The organism is Pseudomonas sp. N2-3-1-14 (assembly GCF_041228395.1).
In the GTDB taxonomy this organism is placed as follows: Bacteria; Pseudomonadota; Gammaproteobacteria; order Pseudomonadales; family Pseudomonadaceae; genus Aquipseudomonas.
This window is the reverse complement of sequence record NZ_CP166199.1, coordinates 3,407,207-3,426,394: the sequence shown is the minus strand read 5'-3', so window position 1 is coordinate 3,426,394 and position 19,188 is coordinate 3,407,207. Positions and strand designations below refer to the sequence as shown.

Genomic DNA, 19,188 nt, shown 5'->3' with positions numbered 1-19,188 from the left:
GAGGTATGGCGGCAGTCTACGTACAGATATTTCACAAAACCAGCGCCGCATACTCCGCGTAAGCGGCGCGCATCACTTGCCACGTGGGCGCGTCAGCAGGAATCAGATGTTCGATGCGCAGTGACGTGAGGGTGATGTCCTGGGGCATGCCGAAGGTGGTGAAGGTGGACAGGAAATTCAGTTCACCGCGATGTGAGCGGATGCGCGTGAACACCAGCGGCGGCATTTCATTGGGCAACTCGGTGCTGCTCGGCACCGGCAAACGGGCCAGTAACCCCGCCAATGCGGGATTACCCAGCGCTTCGCGGGTTGCGCGTTGCCAGGCGACGGTGCGGATTTCTTCGGCGTTGATCAGGTGATCGCCCAGGCCGCCGGTTTGCAACAGCGTGGTCAGCAGGTTCAGCCCATCGGCGGCATTCGGCTCAATCCCGACCAGCTCAAACAACAGGCCGGTGCTGGCGTTGGCGGCGAGCACTTGCCACTCGCTGCCCAGCAGAATCGCCGGAGCGGGGTTGTTGGCGTGCAGCACATGGCTGACGGCTTCACGAACGGCAGCCATGGCGGGTGCGGCGAGTGGGGTGGCGGTGTAACGCGGCGCGTAGCCGGCGGCGAGGAACACCTGGTTGCACTGCTCCAGCGGGGCCTCCAGCGCCGTCAGCAGAGTATGCAAAGTACCCGGGCCTGGTTTGGCGCGGCCGGTTTCGATGCAACTGAGGTGGCGCTGGGAAACGCCCGTGATCAAGGCCAGGTCCAGCCGGCTGAGCTTGGCCTGTCGACGCAGTTGGCGCAGGTGCTGGCCGGCAGTTAAAGGGGTGTCCATGGCCTGATCATGACCTCCGAGGTCATTGCGAGAGGCGCAACCTTATCACTATGTTGAGCCTCGATCCTTTCAAGGAAGGCACCATGCGCAGACCTTATTTCGCCCTGGCCGGTTTGCTGGGTTTTTCGTTGTACACCTTGGCTACGATGCTCACGGCCGAGCAATCACTGTTGGCATTTGGGCGGGAATTGATGTCGCGGCCGGACACCGCGCAGGTAGTGATTGACCTGTACCTGATGGCCCTGCTTGCGTGTGCGTGGATGTATCGGGATGCGCGCGGGCGAGGGCGCTCGGTGGCTTCGCTGGTGCCGTATTTTTTGCTGACGGCGGTGTTTGTGTCGGTGGGGCCGTTGCTTTACATCGTCGTGAATGGGTTTGCACACCGTCACCACCAAACCTGAGGCGAGCGGGTTTGATGTGGCGAGCCCGCTCGCCACAACAAGCCATTAACCGTACGAACCGGTTCCCGTTCGGTCCACCAGCCGAATGCTGTCACGCCCGCCGCGTTTGCTTTCATAGAGCGTGGTGTCGCCTTGTTCGATCAGCGCCGTCAGGCTCGGCGGTGGCTGGTCGAACAGGTTGGCGCCGATGCTCAGGGTGACCGGTGCCGGGGTGGTGAAGGTGTGTGCGGCCAACTGGCGGAACTGCTCACGCAAGCGGCTGCCCAGCTCGACAATCTGGGCGGTCGAGGCCTTGGTCAACAGGATCACGAACTCATCCCCGCCCAGGCGAGCCGCCAGCGCGCCTTCAGGCACCACCGTGCGGATCATCTCGCTCAGGGCAATCAGCAAACGGTCGCCGGCGGTATGCCCGTAGAGGTCGTTGACCAGTTTGAAGTTGTCGATATCGATCAACAGCAAAGCGCCCGGCTGTTGCGGCGATACCTGGGCAAACAGCTGCGGCGCACGCACATCCAGGGCGCGGCGGTTGTACAGCGCCGTCAGCGGGTCGCGGGCCGCCAGCCGGGCAATCTGCTGTTCACGCCGATAGCGCTCGGAGCCGGTCATCGACAACGCGATCAACATGATCGCCATTGCGCCCTCCACCAACGAAACCTGGATGATTTCGCCCTTGAACGCGGCAAGATCGATCAGCGTGCCGGGGATGATTACCGACAGCGCCTTGGCCACATAAAACGCGCCGTGAAGCAGCAATACATAGCGCAATTGCACCGCGCCGATGCTCAGGGATTTACCGTGGGGGCGCAGCAGGAAACTGGCGCGCAAGGTCGGCAACGCGACCAGCAATGAGTTGACCATCAGCATGGCTTTGGACCACGCCTGGTCGCCGGGCAACATCAGCATGCCGAGCCAGGCGACCAGCATCAGCAGCCACGCGCGCGACAGGCGCACGTGGGTAAAGCGGGCCACGCCGAGTAAAAACAGCCAGTGCGCGCTCACCAGCAAGCCGTTGGCAAACCAGATACCGATCATCAACAGGCCGCTGCTGCGCAGCAGGGCCAGGGTGGAGCCGACGCTGATGATCGCGAAACCTGCCGCCCAGAACAGCAGCGACGGCTCGCGCACGCTGCGCCATTCCACCGCCAGATACAGGGCAGCAGCGGCGGCCAGCGCGATGGTCAATATCAGAATCGTAGGAGGGTCGAGCGTCATGTCGTGCCGGGTCTGCCTGGGTGTGCGCTTGAATATCCGGATTGTAAGCGCACACGCAGGTTTTTCAGAGCACTCCGTGTAATAGCATACGGCCAGCCGATGATTGGCCGGTCAGACGCCTTTGGTTGAAGGCAGCAAGATCGTCAGGATGCCCGCCAGTGGCAGGAACGAACAGATTTTGTAGACGTACTCAATGCCATGGTTGTCGGCGAGCAAGCCCAGCAGCGCGGCGCCAATCCCGCTGAAGCCGAACATCAGGCCGAAGAAGATCCCGGCGATCATCCCGACGTTGCCGGGCACCAGTTCCTGGGCGAAGACCACGATGGCCGAGAAGGCCGAGGCGATGATGAAACCGATCACCACGCTGAGCACGGCCGTCCAGAACAGGTCGACGTAGGGCAGGGCCAGGGTGAAGGGCGCGGCGCCGAGGATCGAGAACCAGATGACTTTCTTGCGGCCGATCTTGTCGCCGATCGGGCCACCGGCAAAGGTGCCGACGGCCACCGCGCCGAGGAACAGGAACAGGTACATCTGCGAGCTGGCCACCGACAGGTGGAATTTCTCGATCAGGTAAAAGGTGAAGTAGCTGGTCAGGCTGGTCATGTAGAAGTATTTGGAGAACACCAGCAGCGCCAGTACCACCAGGGCAAACGTCACGCGTCCCTTGGACAAACCGTGGGTGGCCTTGCCGCCTTGCTTGAGCTTGAACAGGTTGAGGTGGTGGCGGTACCAGCGGCTCAAGCCATACAGCACCATGATCGCGAACACGGCGAACAGCCCGAACCAGGCGATATGGGTTTGGCCGTAGGGAATGATGATCGCCGCCGCCAGCAACGGGCCAAACGCGCTGCCGGTGTTGCCGCCGACCTGGAAGGTCGATTGTGCCAGGCCATAGCGCCCGCCCGAGGCCAGGCGTGCCACGCGTGAGGTTTCCGGGTGGAAGGTCGACGACCCGACCCCGACCAGCGCCGCCGCCAACAGGATCAACGGGAAGGTGCCGACAAACGCCAGCATCAGGATGCCGATCAGCGTGCACACCATGCCCGCCGGCAGCAGCCAGGGCTTGGGATGGCGGTCGGTGTGGTAGCCGATCCAGGGTTGCAGCAAGGACGCGGTCAACTGGAAGGTGAGGGTGATCAGGCCGACCTGGGTAAAGCTCAGCCCGTAGTTGGCCTTGAGCATCGGGTAGATCGACGGCAGCACGGCCTGGATCAGGTCGTTGATCATGTGCGCCAGGGCACAGGCGCCCAGGACACGCATGACCAAGGGGCTTATTTGCGGCGTAGCGGTTGCAGTGGCGGGTGGCGCGGTCAGGCTCGACATGCAGGCATTCCATACAAGGCAGCGAACAGGGGCAGTGCGTACTTTAGCGCGCTGCCCGTTTCTAAATGTTGCGGCGTTTATGCTAGATTCGCTGAAAATGCCTGTCTCGCGTAATTCGGGCGCCAACCATCGCAAAAAGGGCGAAATCATCAAACCACTGGATGTATTTCTGCGGGAGATCGACGAGGGCGACTGGGCTGTCATCAGTTCTGCGACCGATTACCCCGAAAACTGGGTGATCCCCGACCACAGTCACGAAAAGCATCAACTGTTGTACGCCGTCGAAGGCGTGATGGTGGTGTATTCGGCGTTGAACCAATGGACGGTGCCGCCCAATCGCGGGTTCTGGATGCCCAGCGGGCAAGTGCATTCGCTGCGTTGCGTGGGCACGTTGAAGATGCGCAGCGTGTTTGTGCGCCCGGACTGTTTCCCCAACCTGCCGAGCGAGCCCAAGACCGTCAGTGTGTCGCCGTTGCTGAGCGAGCTGATCAAAGCCTCGGTGAGTTTGAAGCCGCCGTACGCCGAGGACTCGCGCGAGGCGAGGATCATGCACCTGATCCTCGACGAACTCGCGATCCTGCCGGCCTTGCCGCTGTCACTGCCCCAGCCGGCCGACCTGCGCATCAACCGTATCTGCCAGGCGCTGCAGCAGGAACCGGGTGATGCCTCGACGGTCGCCGATTGGAGTGATCGCCTGGACCTGGACCAGAAAACCATCCAGCGCCTGTTCCGCAAGGAAACCGGCCTGACCTTCGGCCAATGGCGCCAGCAGGCGCGGTTGCTGCTGGCGCTGGAGCGCATTGCGGTGGGGGAGAAGATCATCGATGTGGCCATCGAACTGGGCTATGAAAGCCCAAGCGCGTTCACCAGCATGTTCAAGAAACAGTTTGGCAAAACCCCGAGTCAGTTTTTCAGGTAGCGCTGGGGGGCATTTAGGTCGCTGTGGCACGCCGCGAGGCCAGGTAAGCCAGATACCCAGGGTGGCACCTGAGTCGATTGCCCATTGGAAAGCCAAATCCACCAGCCTGCGGGCGCTGTGGGCTATGAAAGCCCTTCACAGTTCAGTCGCAAGTACAGCCGATTGTTTGGCGTGCCGTCAAAGCGCGAGAGTGCGGCACGGCGGGGCAGGGCCGTGGTTACTGATCAGCTGTTGTCAGGTTAGCGAAGAAAATACAGCCAATCAGCCGCGCAAACAGGCTCAGGGTTTCCGGCAGGTTGGGGTCGTCAAACAGCATCGCCCGCGAGTCCAGTGCACACAGCGCGCCGAACAGACGGCCATCGGGCAGAAAGATCGGCGCACCGGCGTAACTTTCGATGGCGTACTGCTTGACCACCGGGCGGGTGGCGAAGCGGCCATTCTGGCTGATTTGCGGAATGAACAGTGCCTGCGGGTCGACGCAGAATTCACTGCACAAGGTAGTTTCCAGGTCGAGTACGTCGTCGACATGAATCCCCATGTGCAGCGGGTCATGGACCGAGCACACCACCCATTCCAGGTCGGTGAATTTGGCAATGCCGGCAAAGCGCATGCCGGTCAGGCGGGTTACCAGTTGCAGAATGCTGGTAGTGGCTTCGATTTCGGCGATGGCGGCGCGTTCGTCCGCGCTGAGTAACGAGTGGGCTGCGGTGACGCTTGGAACCATGCTTGGGCACTCCAGTGGCGTGGCGGCGGGGGCCACCACGCATGGTCAGGTATCAGTTGATTCGCGGATGCTGTTGCACCAGGTTCTGGCGCTTGGCTTCCAGGGCGGCAATTTCGGCATCGATGTCTTCGATCTTCTGCTCGATATTGTCATGGTGCTCTTGCAGTATTTCCTTGGCTTCTTCCATATCGGACGCTGCTGGCGCCGCGCCGCGCAACGGCTTGTTCGCGGTTTCCTTCATGGTCAGGCCGGTAATCAGGCCAACCACCGCAAACACCATCAGGTAGTAAGCGGGCATGTACAGGTCGTTGGTGCTTTCCACCAGCCAGGCCACCGCGGTGGGTGTGAGGCCGGCGATCAGTACCGAGACGTTGAACGCGCTGGCCAACGCACTATAGCGAATGTGGGTCGGGAACATAGCCGGCAGCGTCGAGGCCATCACGCCGATAAAGAAGTTCAGCACCACGGCCAGAATCAGCAGACCGGCGAAAATCAGGCCGATTTTACCGCTGGTAATCAACATAAACGCCGGGATAGACAGCAACAGCAGCCCGACGCTGCCGGCGATGATGAAGGGTTTACGGCCAATCTTGTCGCTGACAAAACCGATGAACGGCTGCACGAACAGCATGCCGACCATGATCGCGATGATGATCAGCACGCCGCTGTTTTCTTTGTAATGCAGGTTGTGCGACAGGTAGCTCGGCATATAGGTGAGCAACATGTAGTACGTCACGTTGGTGGCCGCGACGATACCGATGCAGGTCAGCAGGCTGCGCCAGTGCTGGGTAGCCACCTCTTTGAACGACACCTTGGGACCGTGGGTCAGGCCCTGGCGGTCGCCTTGTTCAAGTTTGTCCATGTGCTGCTGGAACGCCGGGGTTTCTTCCAGCGCGTGACGCAGGTACAAACCGATGATGCCCAAAGGCAGGGCGAGGAAGAACGGCAGACGCCAGCCCCACGCCTCGAAATCGGCCTCACCGAGGATTGTCGAAATCAGCACCACCACACCGGCGCCGAGCACGAAACCGGCAATCGAACCAAAATCCAGCCAGCTGCCGAGGAACCCGCGTTTACGGTCCGGGGCGTACTCGGCGACGAAGATCGAGGCGCCGGTGTACTCACCGCCTACCGAGAACCCTTGGGCCATTTTGCACAGCAACAGCAGGATCGGTGCCCAGATGCCAATCGAGGCATACCCGGGAATCAGGCCGATGGCAAAGGTGCTCAAGGACATGATGACGATGGTTGCGGCGAGGACTTTCTGCCGTCCGTATTTGTCGCCCAGCGCACCGAAGAACAGGCCACCCAGCGGGCGAATCAGGAAGGGCACCGAGAAGGTGGCCAAGGCGGCAATCATTTGCACGCTCGGTGAGGCATCCGGGAAGAACACCTTGCCGAGCACATAGGCGACGAAACCGTAGACACCAAAGTCGAACCACTCCATGGCGTTACCCAGGGCGGCGGCGGTAATCGCCTTGCGCACCTTGGCATCGTCGACGATGGTGATGTCTTTCAATCCGATGGGTTTGACGCTTTTCTTACGTAATTTCATGCGGGCCACTCTAAAACAGAACAGGGGAGGTGCCATCGTTGCGATGGCACCGCTCTGTCAGTTCAGATACAAGCGGACATGAAATAATTCACCGCTATTTACCTTTTTTTGCAGATGAATTGAACTTCACGACCTGACCAGGGAATTATCAGAATGCCCGTCACCGCCTCACGCCTGATCTATCGCACGCCAGAGCCCAGCGATGTGCAACGATTGTTCGCGATCTTCGGCGACCCGCAGACAAACCTGTTCAACCCGAGTGGCCCAATGGCCAGCCTCGACGACGCGCAGCGCCTGCTCAACCACTGGCTCGAACAATGGGCCAGCCAGGGCTACGGCTGGTGGACCATTGCCCGTCGCGAGGCGCCCGATCACCTGATCGGCTTTGGCGGAGTTGCGCCGCTCAATTACCTGACCGAGCGGCGCATCAACCTGGGCTATCGCTTCGCGGTCGATGCCTGGGGGCAGGGCTATGCCACCGAGCTTGGCCACGACGCGCTGACGATGGCGTTTCAAACGCTGGGATTGCCTCAGGTATTCGGGCTGGTGCGGCCGGATCACGCCGCGTCGATCCGTGTGTTGGAGAAGCTCGGCATGCAGTCCTTCGGCCTGCTTGATGATGTGCCCGGCAAAGCACCCAGCCGGGTATTCAGGATTTGTCATCCTACAACTGCGCGTAGTTAAGCATTTTCAGATCTGCGTAATCCCTGTTTAAAAGGCAATTTTGGAGATTGACACCGGGTAGGCGGCCCGATATAAAAGTCACAGTTGTACGACGACATATGACGTTACATATGTCTTATCTAACAAAAATAAAAAGTGATGCCATGAATTTGAATGAGCCCATCAACGCCCATCGCGTCGGCACGGCCGTCGGCAACTATCGCTGGACCATCTGCGCGATGTTGTTCTTTGCCACTACCGTCAACTACCTAGACCGCCAAGTCCTCAGCCTTCTGGCGCCGCAGCTGTCGACGCAATTTGGCTGGAGCAACACGGACTACGCCAACATCGCGGCGGTGTTCCAGTTTGTCTACGCGATTTCCATGCTGTTTGCCGGACGCTTTGTCGACAAGATCGGCACCAAGGCCGCCTACGTGGTGGCGATTGGCATTTGGTCCACTGGCGCCATCATGCATGCGTTCTCGGTGCCGATGGGTGAGGGCATCGCTGCGGTGAGCGGCGCCATCGGCCTGGCAGTGATCCCGGTGTCGATTGCCGGTTTCATGCTGTCGCGCGCCGTGCTGGCGATTGGCGAGGCGGGCAACTTCCCCATCGCGATCAAGGCCACTGCCGAATACTTCCCGAAAAAAGAACGCTCGCTGGCCACCGGTATCTTCAACTCCGGGCTAACGTGGGGGCGATCCTGGCGCCGATCTGCGTGCCCTTGATTGCCGGCATATGGGGCTGGGAAGCGGCCTTTATGGTCATCGGCATGTTGGGCTTTGTCTGGGTGGCGGTGTGGGCGGCGGTTTACGAAAAACCGGAGCAGCAAAAACGCTTGTCGGCCGAAGAGCTGGCTTACATCCGCAGCGACCAGACGGTGCAGCCGTTCACGCCAGAACCTGTGGGTGCTGCCGCGAAAAAAGTCTCGTGGTTCAAACTGCTGACTTACCGCCAGACCTGGGCATTTGCCTTCGGCAAGTTCATGACTGACGGCGTGTGGTGGTTCTTCCTGTTCTGGCTGCCCACTTACCTGTCGGCGCAATACGGCATGAAAGGCGCGGACATCGTGATGCCGCTGGCCGTGCTGTACAGCATGACCATGGTCGGCAGTATCGGTGGCGGCTGGTTCCCCAGCTACTTCATGGCCCGTGGCGATGCTCCCTACGACGGGCGCATGAAAGCCATGCTGGTGATCGCGCTGTTCCCGCTGGTGGTGTTGCTGGCGCAGCCCTTCGGCTACCTGAGCTTCTGGGTGCCGGTGCTGCTGATCGGTGTGGGCGCCTCGGCGCACCAGGCGTGGTCGTGCAACATCTTCACTACGGTGTCCGATATGTTCCCGCAAAAAACCGTGGCCTCGGTGGTTGGCATCGGCGGTATGGCCGGGGGCTTGGGCGGTGTGGTGATGACCAAGATCGGTGGCTGGGTATTCGACTACTACAAGTCCATCAACGACATCCACACCGGTTACATGATCATGTTTGCGATCTGTGCCCTGGCCTACCTGGTGGCGTGGAGCGTGATGAAGGCGCTGGTACCGCGCCATAAGGAAATCACTGACCTGTAACCGCGCAAGCGCCCGCGCTGGCGACAGCGCGGGAACGCCTTACAGCTCGCGGGCCCAGGTTTCACTGATCAACGATTTGCCGAAGCTCACCGTCGCTTCTTGGTCTACCAGGCGGAACCCGGCTTTCTGATACAGCTTGCGCGCATCGGTCAGCGCGTCGACCGTCCACAACAGCATACTTTTGTAACCGGCATTGCGCGCAAAACGCAGGCATTCTTCCACCAGCCGCTGACCGATGCCCATGCCCCGTGCACTGGCGTCCACGTAGAGCATGCGCAGTTTGGCGGTGGTTTCGTCATGGCGCACCACGAAGATTGACCCCACCACTTCACCGTCCTTTTCGGCGATCCAGCAGCGCTCGGCGCTCGGGTCGAATTCGCGCAAATACTTGGCGACAATCTCCGACACCAACGCTTCAAACTCCCAATTCCAGTGGTACTCACGCGCATACAGCGCCGATTGCTGTTGCACCACCCGGCCCATGTCGCCGGGCTGCGGATCGCGAAGCAGGTAACTTGGCGTGCCGCCTTGCAACAGTGTCTGGATACGCTGCATCGACGCCGTGAGTTGCTGCTGTTGCTGCTCGGGCAAGGCTTCGAGCAAGGCGATGACTTCCTGTTGGGTCTGGTTTTCCAGCGGCGCCAGCACTGATCGACCGAGGTCGCTGAGGTGCAGTTGCACCGCACGCGCATCGGTGATGGAGCGAACTTTCTGGACCAGACCTTTCTTTTCGAAGCCGCTGATCAGCCGGCTCAGGTAGCCCGCATCAAGGCCGAGCATCTGGCACAGGTCGGCGCTGGTCAGGTCGCCACGGGAGGAGAGTTCGTACATCACGCGGATTTCGGTCAGCGAGAAATCGCTTTGCAGCAAGTGTTCCTGCAGCACGCCGATCTGATGGGTGTAAAAACGGTTGAAACCGCGAATGATCGCGGCGCGTTCGACAAGGGTCGTGGTCATGGCAGTGCTCGGTTGGTTGCCTTAAGCAAATATATAGTTGCCTAAGGCAATCAGGTCAACCGTTTTAACGCCCGACGATCGCTCTTCGCTGCTTTCACCAGATAGCCAGGCCGTGACACTCAAAGGTCTCGGTGGGTGCAAGTGAGCCGATGCTGTGGGTCATCCTCGGCGCTCCCGTCAGTGTCGCGCGTTGCGGCGGGCTTTGTGCCGGTCAGGATAATACGCACCGCCATGACCACGCCGATCAGCACCGCCGCGAGGCCGGTGGCTTCCATCCACGAAGGGCCGCGACCGTGAAACCACAGGCCGAGCAGGGTCGCAAAGAGTGATTCGAGGGCAATCAATTGGCCGCTGAGCACCATCGGCAGTCGTCGGGTGGCAGCATTCCAGGCCCAGGCGCCGACCACCGTGGACATCAGCGCGATGATCAGGCTCCAGGCATACAGTGCACCCGCCTGGGCGAAGCCAAATCCCAGGGTTGGCAGGCGCAGCAGGTTGAATACACAGAGCAACGGCAGCAGGCAAAGGGCAGTGCCGCCGGCCCCCACCAGCATCAACGCGGTCCACAGGCTGGTGGCGGTTGCTGGAAGGGTTGTCAGGTGTTTTTGATTGATCACACTGAACCCCAGCCACAAGGCAACGGCGCTGAACGAAAAAAACACGCCGGCCAGCCACGAAACGGCACTCAACGCCGGCTGGTGCAGGCTGCTGATGTTCGACAGCAAAAGCCCCAGCGTCAGGCACGCTAAAGGCGCCGCCAGCCGGCCCCACGCCACGGTCTTGTTCCGGGCATTGCCAACCAGGGCCAGTAGCACCGGCACCATGCCGACACACGCGGGCGTCAATACCGGGCCGCCCAACATCACGCCTGCGCCGATGCACACGCCGTACGCCAGGCAACCTGCCGCGCCAAGCGCTGCGGCCAGCCAGCATTGTCTTGGGCTGAGCCATTTCAGTTGGGACCGGCACAGGATCACTCCGCCCACGCCCATCACGCCGACACCCAGAAAACGCACCGCCATCAGGTCATAGAGGCTGTAGTCACCAGTGACATAAGGGGCGATGAAGTTCAGCGCCCAGCCCAATGTGGCGACACACGCGAGCAGCACGCCGACAAAAACAGAGGTTCGTAGTGAGGTCATCCGAGGCATCCGTGAAGTCATGGATGAATGGTGCACACCCGCCGGGCTGTGCTACAAACGAGTTCTCGGCCCCGGATGCATAACCTCAGATTATGAATACGCTTGGTAAAAATCTGCCGCCGCTCGCCAGCCTGCTACCGTTTGAAGCGGCAGCCCGCCTGGAGAGTTTTTCCAGGGCGGCGGATGAACTGCACATCACTCAGGCAGCGGTCAGCCGGCAAATTCGTGGGCTGGAAGACAACCTCGGGGTGAAGCTGTTTTATCGACGTAATCGTGCGGTTTTCTTGACCCAGGAAGGGCGTGAATTGGGCCAGGTGGTCAGCCAGGCACTGCACAGCATCAGTGACGGCGCTGCGGGTTTGCGCGCGTCCACGGCCCAGCGTCGTGTGGTGCTGCTCTGCCAGCTCTGCGAGGCGTTTTATTGGCTGATGCCACGTCTGTCGACGTTTCACCAGCAATACCCGCACATCGAAATCCAGGTGGTGACCTCGACCCGGCCCCTCACGGAGTTCAAGGACCACTTCGACGTGGCCCTGCAAAGTACCCGACGCCCCAGTGGCGCCCACCCGTTGGTGCTCACCGCTTCTGACGAGGTATTTCCGGTCTGCAGTCCTGCATACCTGAACGCTGAACATCCCTTGCCACTCACCGAATTGCACGCCCATACGTTTTTGCACCACAGCGCCGCGCCACCGCATTTGATGGAGTGGGACGAGTGGTTGCAGGCATTCGGTCAGGTATTGGCCGCGGATGCGCGTGGCGCCACCTTCGATAGCTACCCGTTGATGTTGCAGGCCGCTGTGGAAGGGCACGGTATCGCCATGGGCTGGCGTCGCACCGCCAGCCGTTTGATTGAAAGTGGGGCGCTGGTAAGACCCTGCGCCGAGAGTGTGCAGCTACCCGAGGCGATTTCGGTCTACAGGCAGCAAGGCGCAGGCCCGCGCAGCGACGTTGCGGCGCTGCTGGCCTGGCTTGAAATGCAATTGCAGGGTGAGGGCTGACAGGGGCGAATCGCCCCTGTCATGCACGGGCTAGCGATTACGTGTTACGCGCCAAATGGTATTGGCCAGGTCGTCGGCGATGATCAGCGCACCTTTGGGGTCCACCGTCACACCCACTGGGCGCCCACGTGTCTTGCCGTCATCGCCACGAAAGCCGGTGGCAAAATCAATCGGTTCACCCGCCGGCTTGCCATTGCTGAAGGGCACGAAGATCACTTTGTAGCCCACCGGGTTATCGCGGTTCCAGCTGCCGTGCTCGCCGACAAACGCACCGTCGGCGAATTTCTCACCCATCGCAGGGCTGGAAAAGTCCACACCCAACGCTGCAACGTGGGAGCCCAGGCTGTAATCGGGCTTGATGGCGGCGGCGACTTTCGCCGGGTTCTGCGGTTGCGCGCGTGGGTCGACGTTCTGGCCCCAGTAGCTGTAGGGCCAGCCATAGAAGGCGCCTTCACGCACCGAGGTCAGGTAGTCGGGCACCAAGTCCGGGCCGAGTTCATCGCGCTCGTTGGCCACCGCCCACAATTGCCCGGAGCCGGGTTGAATCGTGAGCGCGGTCGGGTTGCGAATGCCGGTGGCGTAGGGTTTGTGCGCGCCAGTGGCGGCATCGATTTGCCAGACCATCGCCCGGTCGATTTCCACTTCCATGCCGCGCTCGGTGATGTTGCTGTTGGAGCCGATGCCAACGTACAGCTGGCGCCCGTCCTCACTCACGGCCAGGGACTTGGTCCAGTGATGGTTGATCTGCGCCGGCAGGTCGGTGATTGTGGTCGGCGGGCCACTGGCTTTGGTCTGGCCGTCGGCGTAGTCAAAGCGCACCAGCGCGTCCTGGTTGGCGACGTAGAGTTTGCCGTCGGCGTAGGCCAGGCCATAAGGCGCATTGAGGTTGTCGGCAAATACCGTTTTCAATTCATAGGTGCCGTCACCGTCGGCGTCGCGCAGCAGCGTCAAGCGGTTGCCGCCCTTGACCTTGGTGTTGCCCTCGGCCTTGATCACGCTGGCGATCACGTCCTTGGGCTTGAGCTTGGCCGCGCTGCCGCCACGGCCTTCGGCGACGAGGATGTCGCCGTTGGGCAATACCAGGGTTTGGCGCGGGATAGCCAGGTCGGTAGCGATGGCAGTGACGCTGTAGCCTTCGGGCACCTTGGGTTTCTGCTCGCCCCAGGGCGCAGGCTCGGCAATTTTCATGCTCGGCAGCAGGCTGCTTTGTTGCTCGGGCAATTTCGGGTCGGGGCCGCGGGCCTGGGTTTTGTCGCCTTCGCCACCACAGGCGGTCAGCAACAGGGCGGCGCTCAATACGCTCAGGGTGTGAAAGGGTTTCATTGGGCAACTCCCGAGCGCAGGTTAGTCAGGCCGATCCACGTTGCGGCGATGGCCAGCACCGTTACGATCACCGACAGGATCAGGCCGCCAGGCATCATCGCGTAGGCGTCCTTGGCGTGCTGAAAGGCGTTGACCAGCCCCAGCACCCAGGTCGCCAACAGCAGCAGGAAATAAGCTGCGGGGCGCCCGGCCTTGCGTTCGGCGCGTAGCAGGTTGACCAGCGCAAACAACAGCGCAAAGCCACTGAACACCAGCGCGCCGGCGATCAGCCAGGACGCAAAGTTGGCCCACTGGATCTGGTAGGTCTGGCCGTAAGCAATGTCACTGAGCAAGGCACCCAAAAACAATGGCACGGCGCCGGCCAGCAAGATCGAGTGCAGCGGGCCAGGTCGGACGGTGGGATAGGCGGGGAGGGTAGTCATGCGGTGGCGGCTCCTTATCGTTCAGCACCCTGGGATCAGGGCACGGTGACTTCGCATAGGAAAGGAGCCTGGCATTTGTAAGAAAGTTCAGTGGGGCTTCGTGTCCAGATGTTTTTCAAACCACGCCGCATACGGCGTATTGGCCACCCGGTAACGGTTGTAGTCCGGGCTGCCATCACGCCACCACACCGGGCCACGCTCACCGAGTGCGACCTTGGCCTGCTGCACCTGCTGGCGAGCCGCCTGCAATTGGCCGGCGTCGCCGTTGGCCTTGGCCGACTTGACGGCGCGGCGCGCGTCCATCAAAGCGTTGACCCAGCGCTGTCGCGTGGCTTCATCCAGCTCGGGGTTGGTGCAGCGCCACAGCTGACCCTTGACCACAAAGTAGCGCCCGTCGGGGGTGCTAAGCATGGTGCCAGCGCAGGACGCGCAACAGGCCCCACGTCATGGAGAACACAATCGCCATCCAGCCGGCAAACAGGCTGCAGAGTGTCATTGCAAGGTTCATCATCACCTCCATTGCGTTATCGTTCCTTATAGGTGACCGCCAGGTGAAACCGGGATTCAACTTGATTCACGCAGGACGCGGGTTGAATGAACCCCTGGCGGTGCCATGCGCCTAACATTCTGTTGTCCTCACGCTCACTCATTACCTGGCCTTTCCATGACCCATCCTCGCATCGGCTTTGCCTGCCAGTACAAGCACCCTGAACGCCTGCCGTCAGCCAGTGCGCTCAAGTTAATCGAAGGCCCCTACAACCCGCGTACCACCACTTTGCGCTGGATGGAGAGCGTCGAACCTCAGGTCGCGCGCAGCAAATTGGTCGAGGTGGTGACCCACAACCTCGCAGCGCAATTGCGCCTGCTGACGTATGTCGCCGAGCTGCCTGCGACGCTGCGCATGCTGCGCTTGAGCAGTGACCTGCTGCCGTTTTACAGCCACCCGAAAGTGGCGGATGTCTACAAAGACCCGGCCCTTGTGCGTCAGTTGAGCGAGGGGTTCGCCGCCATCGGCGACCTGGCTCGCGCCTCGGATATCCGTTTGTCCTTTCACCCTGGGCAATATTGCGTGCTGGGCTCGGACAACCCCGGCGTGGTGGAAAACAGCGTGGCCGAGTTCGAATACCACGCCGACATGATCCGCATGATGGGCTACGGCCGCCGCTTTCAGGACCTCAAGTGCAACGTCCACATCGCCGGCCGCTTGGGCGTTGAAGGCACCCGCGCGGTGTGGTCACGCTTGTCCGAGGTGGCGCGTAATTGCATCACCTTTGAAAACGACGAAAAAACCTACGGCCTGGACCACTGTCTGCAAGTCGCCGACCTGGCACCGGTGGTGCTGGACATTCATCACTGCTGGATCAACGAAGACGAGTACATCGACCCCGATTCGCCACGGGTTGCCCGCGTCATCGAAAGCTGGCGCGGCGTACGCCCGACGATGCATTACTCCCAGCCCCAGGAAAGCCTGCAAGCGCTGGGGTTTGACGCTGAGCACAAGCTGGAAATGGACGCGCTCCTGAAGGTGGTGGCCAAGCGCGACCTGTACGCGCACAGCGCGCAAATGTGGAACCGCTGGACCAATGACTACGCGCTGCAGTTTCTTGAGCGCTTCGACATCATGCTGGAAGCCAAAGACAAGAACGTCGCGGCGCTGGCATTTTATGAGTATTGGCAACGTCGTTCGGCGTGAAAAATGGCATGCTGCGTGGCCCGACATAAGGAACCGTTCCATGCCAACCCTGCATCTGTTGTGCGGCAAGATTGCCTCCGGCAAATCCACCCTGGCTCAAACCCTGGCCGCCGAGCACGCCGCCCTGGTGCTCAGCGAAGACCAGTGGCTGGCGCAGCTCTATCCGGGTGAGATTCTGTCGATTGCCGATTACCTGCGCTGCGCCCAGCGTGTTCGCGCGGTAGTGGGGCCGTTGGTGATCAATCTGTTGAAATCAGGCATCAATGTGGTGCTTGATTTCCCGGCGAACACACTGGCCAACCGTGAGTGGTTGCTGGGCCTGGCGCAAGCGGCTCAAGCGCCGCACCGCCTGCATTACCTGGAACTGGACGACGCCACCTGCCGCGCCCGCTTGCATGCGCGCAATGCTCAGGGCGAGCATGATTTTGCCGCCACGGACGCCGAGTTCGACCTGATCACGCGCCATTTCTGTGTGCCCAGTGAGTCGGAAGGCTTGGTGATTGAGGTGCATCGCCCATGAGCGCGCCTCCAGGTATCGATGCCAATGGCTGTGTGCTGACCATTGCCAATGCGCCCATTCAAACTCAATTCCAACCGCTGCTGGCCGACGTGTGCGAGTCTCTGGCAGGCGCAGGGCTGGGCTTGCACAGCCTTTACCTCTACGGCAGTGTCGCGAGGGGCGATGCCAGCCCAGGCGAGTCCGACCTTGATGTGACGCTGGTGCTGACTGATCCGCCGGATGCGCACGTACTCGAGGCGTTGGAGCAGCTGCGCCAGGCCCTGGAACAACGGCACGAGGCGGTGAGCAAAATCGACTTCGACATCGGCCACCGCGCCGAGGTGCTGGCGCCCGAGAACCGCAACCGCTGGGGCTTCTGGCTCAAGCACCATTGCCGTTGCGTGTGGGGCGATGATCTGTCGCTGCGCTTCGAGCCGTTTCGGCCCTCACGTGACATCGCCTTGGCGCTCAATGGTGACTTCGAGCCGGTGTTGAGCGGTTACCTCACACGCATCGAACACGCCAGCACGGCACCCGAACGACTTCGCCTGCAACGCGAAGCGGCGCGCAAGTTGATTCGGGCGACGCACACGTTGCGCATGGCAGACGCGTCAGGCTGGCCGCAAACCCTCGAAGAGCACGTGGCTTTGTTCGTGCAGCATTACCCGTCGATGCGTGTCCAGATCGCCTACTTTTTGTTTGAGGCGCGTAACCCGAGTGCCGAATGCGCGGCGTTTTCCACGCGCCTGCAGGCCTTTGTCAGCTGGATGGTTTCACTGCAGGCTAGATAGGTATATTGGCGCTGAGCCTATGATCAACTTTCGCCTGATTCGCCACCTCTGGCTGTTCCTTGCCGTGGCCGAAGAACAGCATTTCGGCCGCGCCGCCAAGCGCCCATGGCGTGCGGCTGGCGCTGATTGCCCAGTGCGGGCTCTTCCCGATGTATTCCAACCCGGCGGCGATGTGGCAACAGATTGCAGACTTCCAGCGCCGCACGCTTTAGGACTTGAAGCGTCCCACCAAGGCGTTCAACTCATCCGACAAACCTGCCAATCGCCCCGAATCATCCTGGGCTGAGTTGGCCAGGCTTTCGACCAATCGCGCCTCGTCGTAGATCTGCTGGATGTGCCGGTTGATCTCTTCGGCGACGCTGTGTTGCTCCTCGGCGGCGGCGGAAATCTGCAGGTTCTGGTCGCGGATTTCATTCACCGACAGCTGAATGCCTTCAAAGCTGTCTCGCGCGCTTTCAATCGACGACACGCTGGCGCGTGACAGGTCCAGGCAACTGCTCATCTTCTGCGTGACTTCCTCGGTCTTGCTGCCCAGGGTGCCGAGCAGTTGCTCGATCTCGCCAGTGGAGTCCGAAGTGCGCTTGGCCAACGCGCGTACCTCATCGGCCACCACGGCAAATCCTCGGCCTTGATCACCGGCGCGGGCCGCTTCGATCGCCGCGTTGAGCGCGAGCAGGTTGGTCTGTTCGGCAATGGCGCGAATGGTGCCGAGGATCTGGTTGATGCTGCGGCTACCGGCTTCCAGCTCGACCATCGCCTGGGACGACTCGGTCAGGCGGCGGCCCAGGCGATTGACGTTATCGGTGGTGACTTCGATCTGCTGTTTGCCCTCGGCCACGCGGCGATGGCCGTTCTCGGCCGACTCGGCAGCGCCACTGCAGGAGCGCGCGACCTCGTTGGCGGTGGCGACCATTTCGTTGAACGCGGTGGACACCAGTTCCACTGCCTCACGCTGGCGCCCAGCGGCGTCGTTCATGTTGTGCGCCACTTGGCTGTTGACCCGTGACGCGTCCTGCAAGTTGGTCGAGGCCGCGCCGATATGCTGGATCAGCTGACGGATAGCGGCGAGAAACTTGTTGAACCAGCCAGCCAGTTCGGCGGTTTCATCCTTGCCCTGCACCTGCAATTCATGGCGCAGATCGCCTTCACCTTGGGCAATGGACTGCAAACCGGTGCTGACCTGGCCGATCGGTTTGACGATCACCTTGGAAAACGCCGCTGCAATCAGCCCGAAGATCAACACCAGCACCGCCACAATGGCTGCGGTCAGGTACGTCATGCGCGTGGCAGCCGCCATCACCTCGTTGTATTCGATCAGCCCGACGTAACGCCAGCCGAGGCCGGGCGAGGTCCAGACGTTGGCCATGTAGCGCACGCCGTCGATGACCACCTCGGTGGAACCCTGGGCCGTTTCGGCCAGATGCGCGTAAGGCGCGCCGAGCGCTTTGAGCGGCTTGAAGTTATGCGCGGCATCGCGCGGGTCAACCAGCACCACGCCGTCTTCGATCAGCATCACGTAGCCGCTTTCACCCAGCTTGATGCTCTTGAGCAATTCGGTGAGGTTCTTCAGCGACACACTCACCACGAACACGCCCTTGGCCTTGCCGGTGGTGTCCAGCAGCGCGCGTGCGGTGCCCACCAGGGCCACGTCATCCTTGTCGTAATAGTAAGCGGGGGTGCGCACGGTTTTGTTGGGGCTGGCCATCGCGGCCTTGTACCAGGGGCGGGTACGCGGGTCGTACTGGGACAGTTGCGGGTCATCGGGCCATTTGGCGTAGGTGCCGTCTTCCAGGCCGATGGACAAAATGGCCGCCGAAGGGTGGGTGGCGCCGAAGCGCGCGAATTGGTCGATGACCTGCTGAGCTTGGGCCGGCAGCGGCTGGCTGGCCGCATTGGCAGGCCGGTAATCCTTGAGCGTGTTCAGCGAAGTGTATACAGGATCAGCGGACATCTGATCGACGTTCTGCAGGGTGCCATCGAAGAATTGCCGGATGTTGCCATCGATCTGGCGTATTTCACGGGTGCTGCCGTCGATGAATTGCTCCACCGCCTGGGTTCGTGTGTTCATCACGCAGATCAGCGCGACCAGGCTGACCGGGATAAAGGCCACGGAGACGAACGCGAGTACCAGCTTATTTTTTATCTTCATCGAGACGACCATCGGCAGGGAGGGCGA

18 protein-coding genes and 4 pseudogenes are annotated in these 19,188 nt (G+C 61.2%); 10 read left to right on the top strand and 12 right to left on the bottom strand.

Annotation, left to right across the window (positions count from 1 at the left end; all coding sequences use genetic code 11):
- Nucleotides 1-31: 31 nt before the first annotated feature.
- A complete protein-coding gene (locus tag AB5I78_RS15805) occupies nucleotides 32-820 on the bottom strand; it encodes a helix-turn-helix domain-containing protein (protein WP_369303118.1) in 789 nt (262 codons plus the stop codon).
- An 83-nt stretch (nucleotides 821-903) separates the two neighbouring features.
- Here AB5I78_RS15805 and AB5I78_RS15800 point away from each other — a divergent pair, with 83 nt between their 5' ends.
- Entirely contained in the window at nucleotides 904-1,221 is a 318-nt protein-coding gene (locus AB5I78_RS15800) for a DUF2834 domain-containing protein (protein ID WP_369303117.1), read from the top strand.
- A 45-nt stretch (nucleotides 1,222-1,266) separates the two neighbouring features.
- On the opposite strand, the gene AB5I78_RS15795 is transcribed toward AB5I78_RS15800, so the two are convergent.
- Both AB5I78_RS15795 and AB5I78_RS15790 read right to left on the bottom strand, forming a co-directional pair.
- On the bottom strand, nucleotides 1,267-2,433 hold the full coding sequence (locus tag AB5I78_RS15795; RefSeq protein WP_369303116.1) for a GGDEF domain-containing protein: 1,167 nt from the start codon (nucleotides 2,431-2,433) through the stop codon (nucleotides 1,267-1,269).
- 111 nt (nucleotides 2,434-2,544) lie between these two features.
- On the bottom strand, nucleotides 2,545-3,756 hold the full coding sequence (locus AB5I78_RS15790) for an MFS transporter (RefSeq protein ID WP_262210989.1): 1,212 nt from the start codon (nucleotides 3,754-3,756) through the stop codon (nucleotides 2,545-2,547).
- A gap of 97 nt (nucleotides 3,757-3,853) precedes the next feature.
- Between AB5I78_RS15790 and AB5I78_RS15785 the strand changes: the two genes are divergently transcribed.
- Both AB5I78_RS15785 and AB5I78_RS15780 read left to right on the top strand, forming a co-directional pair.
- Nucleotides 3,854-4,675, top strand: a complete 822-nt coding sequence (locus AB5I78_RS15785) for a helix-turn-helix domain-containing protein (RefSeq protein ID WP_145161142.1) — start codon at nucleotides 3,854-3,856, stop codon at nucleotides 4,673-4,675.
- Between the two features lie 108 nt (nucleotides 4,676-4,783).
- A pseudogene (locus tag AB5I78_RS15780) lies at nucleotides 4,784-4,918 on the top strand (AraC family transcriptional regulator); the annotation flags it as partial.
- Here AB5I78_RS15780 and AB5I78_RS15775 read toward each other — a convergent pair.
- Together AB5I78_RS15775 and proP are read right to left on the bottom strand one after the other, a co-directional pair.
- A complete protein-coding gene (locus AB5I78_RS15775; RefSeq protein ID WP_369303115.1) occupies nucleotides 4,893-5,399 on the bottom strand; it encodes a GAF domain-containing protein in 507 nt (168 codons plus the stop codon). The pseudogene AB5I78_RS15780 and the gene AB5I78_RS15775 overlap by 26 nt on opposite strands.
- 52 nt (nucleotides 5,400-5,451) lie before the next feature.
- Complete coding sequence (gene proP, locus AB5I78_RS15770; RefSeq protein WP_242198223.1) at nucleotides 5,452-6,954, bottom strand: glycine betaine/L-proline transporter ProP; 1,503 nt, start codon at nucleotides 6,952-6,954, stop codon at nucleotides 5,452-5,454.
- 153 nt (nucleotides 6,955-7,107) lie between these two features.
- Here proP and AB5I78_RS15765 point away from each other — a divergent pair, with 153 nt between their 5' ends.
- Both AB5I78_RS15765 and AB5I78_RS15760 read left to right on the top strand, forming a co-directional pair.
- Nucleotides 7,108-7,638 (top strand): GNAT family N-acetyltransferase, encoded by a 531-nt coding sequence (locus AB5I78_RS15765; protein WP_369303114.1) that lies wholly within the window; start codon nucleotides 7,108-7,110, stop codon nucleotides 7,636-7,638.
- 143 nt (nucleotides 7,639-7,781) lie between these two features.
- Nucleotides 7,782-9,184, top strand: a pseudogene (locus AB5I78_RS15760) (MFS transporter).
- 39 nt (nucleotides 9,185-9,223) lie between these two features.
- Here the strand turns inward: AB5I78_RS15760 and AB5I78_RS15755 are convergent.
- Nucleotides 9,224-10,141 (bottom strand): GNAT family N-acetyltransferase, encoded by a 918-nt coding sequence (locus AB5I78_RS15755; RefSeq protein WP_369303112.1) that lies wholly within the window; start codon nucleotides 10,139-10,141, stop codon nucleotides 9,224-9,226.
- Between the two features lie 119 nt (nucleotides 10,142-10,260).
- Nucleotides 10,261-11,283 carry a DMT family transporter gene (locus tag AB5I78_RS15750; RefSeq protein ID WP_369303111.1) on the bottom strand — a complete coding sequence of 341 codons (1,023 nt, stop codon included), beginning with the start codon at nucleotides 11,281-11,283 and terminating at the stop codon, nucleotides 10,261-10,263.
- Nucleotides 11,284-11,375: 92 nt separating this feature from the next.
- On the opposite strand from AB5I78_RS15750, the gene AB5I78_RS15745 reads away from it, so the two are divergent.
- A complete protein-coding gene (locus AB5I78_RS15745) occupies nucleotides 11,376-12,284 on the top strand; it encodes a LysR substrate-binding domain-containing protein (protein ID WP_369303110.1) in 909 nt (302 codons plus the stop codon).
- A 30-nt stretch (nucleotides 12,285-12,314) separates the two neighbouring features.
- Here the strand turns inward: AB5I78_RS15745 and AB5I78_RS15740 are convergent, their stop codons facing one another.
- The 3 genes from AB5I78_RS15740 to AB5I78_RS15730 all read right to left on the bottom strand — a co-directional run bounded on the left by AB5I78_RS15740 (nucleotide 12,315) and on the right by AB5I78_RS15730 (nucleotide 14,440).
- Nucleotides 12,315-13,607, bottom strand: coding sequence for a sorbosone dehydrogenase family protein (locus AB5I78_RS15740; protein WP_145161130.1), 1,293 nt, complete (start codon nucleotides 13,605-13,607; stop codon nucleotides 12,315-12,317).
- Entirely contained in the window at nucleotides 13,604-14,029 is a 426-nt protein-coding gene (locus AB5I78_RS15735; RefSeq protein WP_106579007.1) for a DUF2231 domain-containing protein, read from the bottom strand. Before AB5I78_RS15735 ends, AB5I78_RS15740 begins: the two co-directional genes overlap by 4 nt.
- Before the next feature lie 87 nt (nucleotides 14,030-14,116).
- Complete coding sequence (locus AB5I78_RS15730; protein WP_369303109.1) at nucleotides 14,117-14,440, bottom strand: hypothetical protein; 324 nt, start codon at nucleotides 14,438-14,440, stop codon at nucleotides 14,117-14,119.
- Between the two features lie 253 nt (nucleotides 14,441-14,693).
- Between AB5I78_RS15730 and uvsE the strand changes: the two genes are divergently transcribed.
- The 4 genes and pseudogenes from uvsE to AB5I78_RS15710 form a co-directional block, all read left to right on the top strand.
- On the top strand, nucleotides 14,694-15,722 hold the full coding sequence (gene uvsE / locus AB5I78_RS15725; protein ID WP_369303107.1) for a UV DNA damage repair endonuclease UvsE: 1,029 nt from the start codon (nucleotides 14,694-14,696) through the stop codon (nucleotides 15,720-15,722).
- A gap of 40 nt (nucleotides 15,723-15,762) precedes the next feature.
- Entirely contained in the window at nucleotides 15,763-16,242 is a 480-nt protein-coding gene (locus AB5I78_RS15720; RefSeq protein WP_369303106.1) for an AAA family ATPase, read from the top strand.
- Nucleotides 16,239-17,012: a nucleotidyltransferase domain-containing protein gene (locus AB5I78_RS15715; RefSeq protein WP_369303105.1), complete on the top strand. Its 774-nt coding sequence runs from the start codon at nucleotides 16,239-16,241 to the stop codon at nucleotides 17,010-17,012. Before AB5I78_RS15720 ends, AB5I78_RS15715 begins: the two co-directional genes overlap by 4 nt.
- Before the next feature lie 101 nt (nucleotides 17,013-17,113).
- Nucleotides 17,114-17,224, top strand: a pseudogene (locus AB5I78_RS15710) (alpha/beta hydrolase); the annotation flags it as partial.
- On the opposite strand, the gene AB5I78_RS15705 reads toward AB5I78_RS15710, so the two are convergent.
- Together AB5I78_RS15705 and AB5I78_RS15700 are read right to left on the bottom strand one after the other, a co-directional pair.
- Entirely contained in the window at nucleotides 17,221-17,988 is a 768-nt protein-coding gene (locus AB5I78_RS15705) for a methyl-accepting chemotaxis protein (RefSeq protein WP_370004774.1), read from the bottom strand. The pseudogene AB5I78_RS15710 and the gene AB5I78_RS15705 overlap by 4 nt on opposite strands.
- An 87-nt stretch (nucleotides 17,989-18,075) precedes the next feature.
- Nucleotides 18,076-19,080 (bottom strand): annotated as a pseudogene (locus tag AB5I78_RS15700) (cache domain-containing protein); the annotation flags it as partial.
- Nucleotides 19,081-19,188 lie beyond the last annotated feature (108 nt).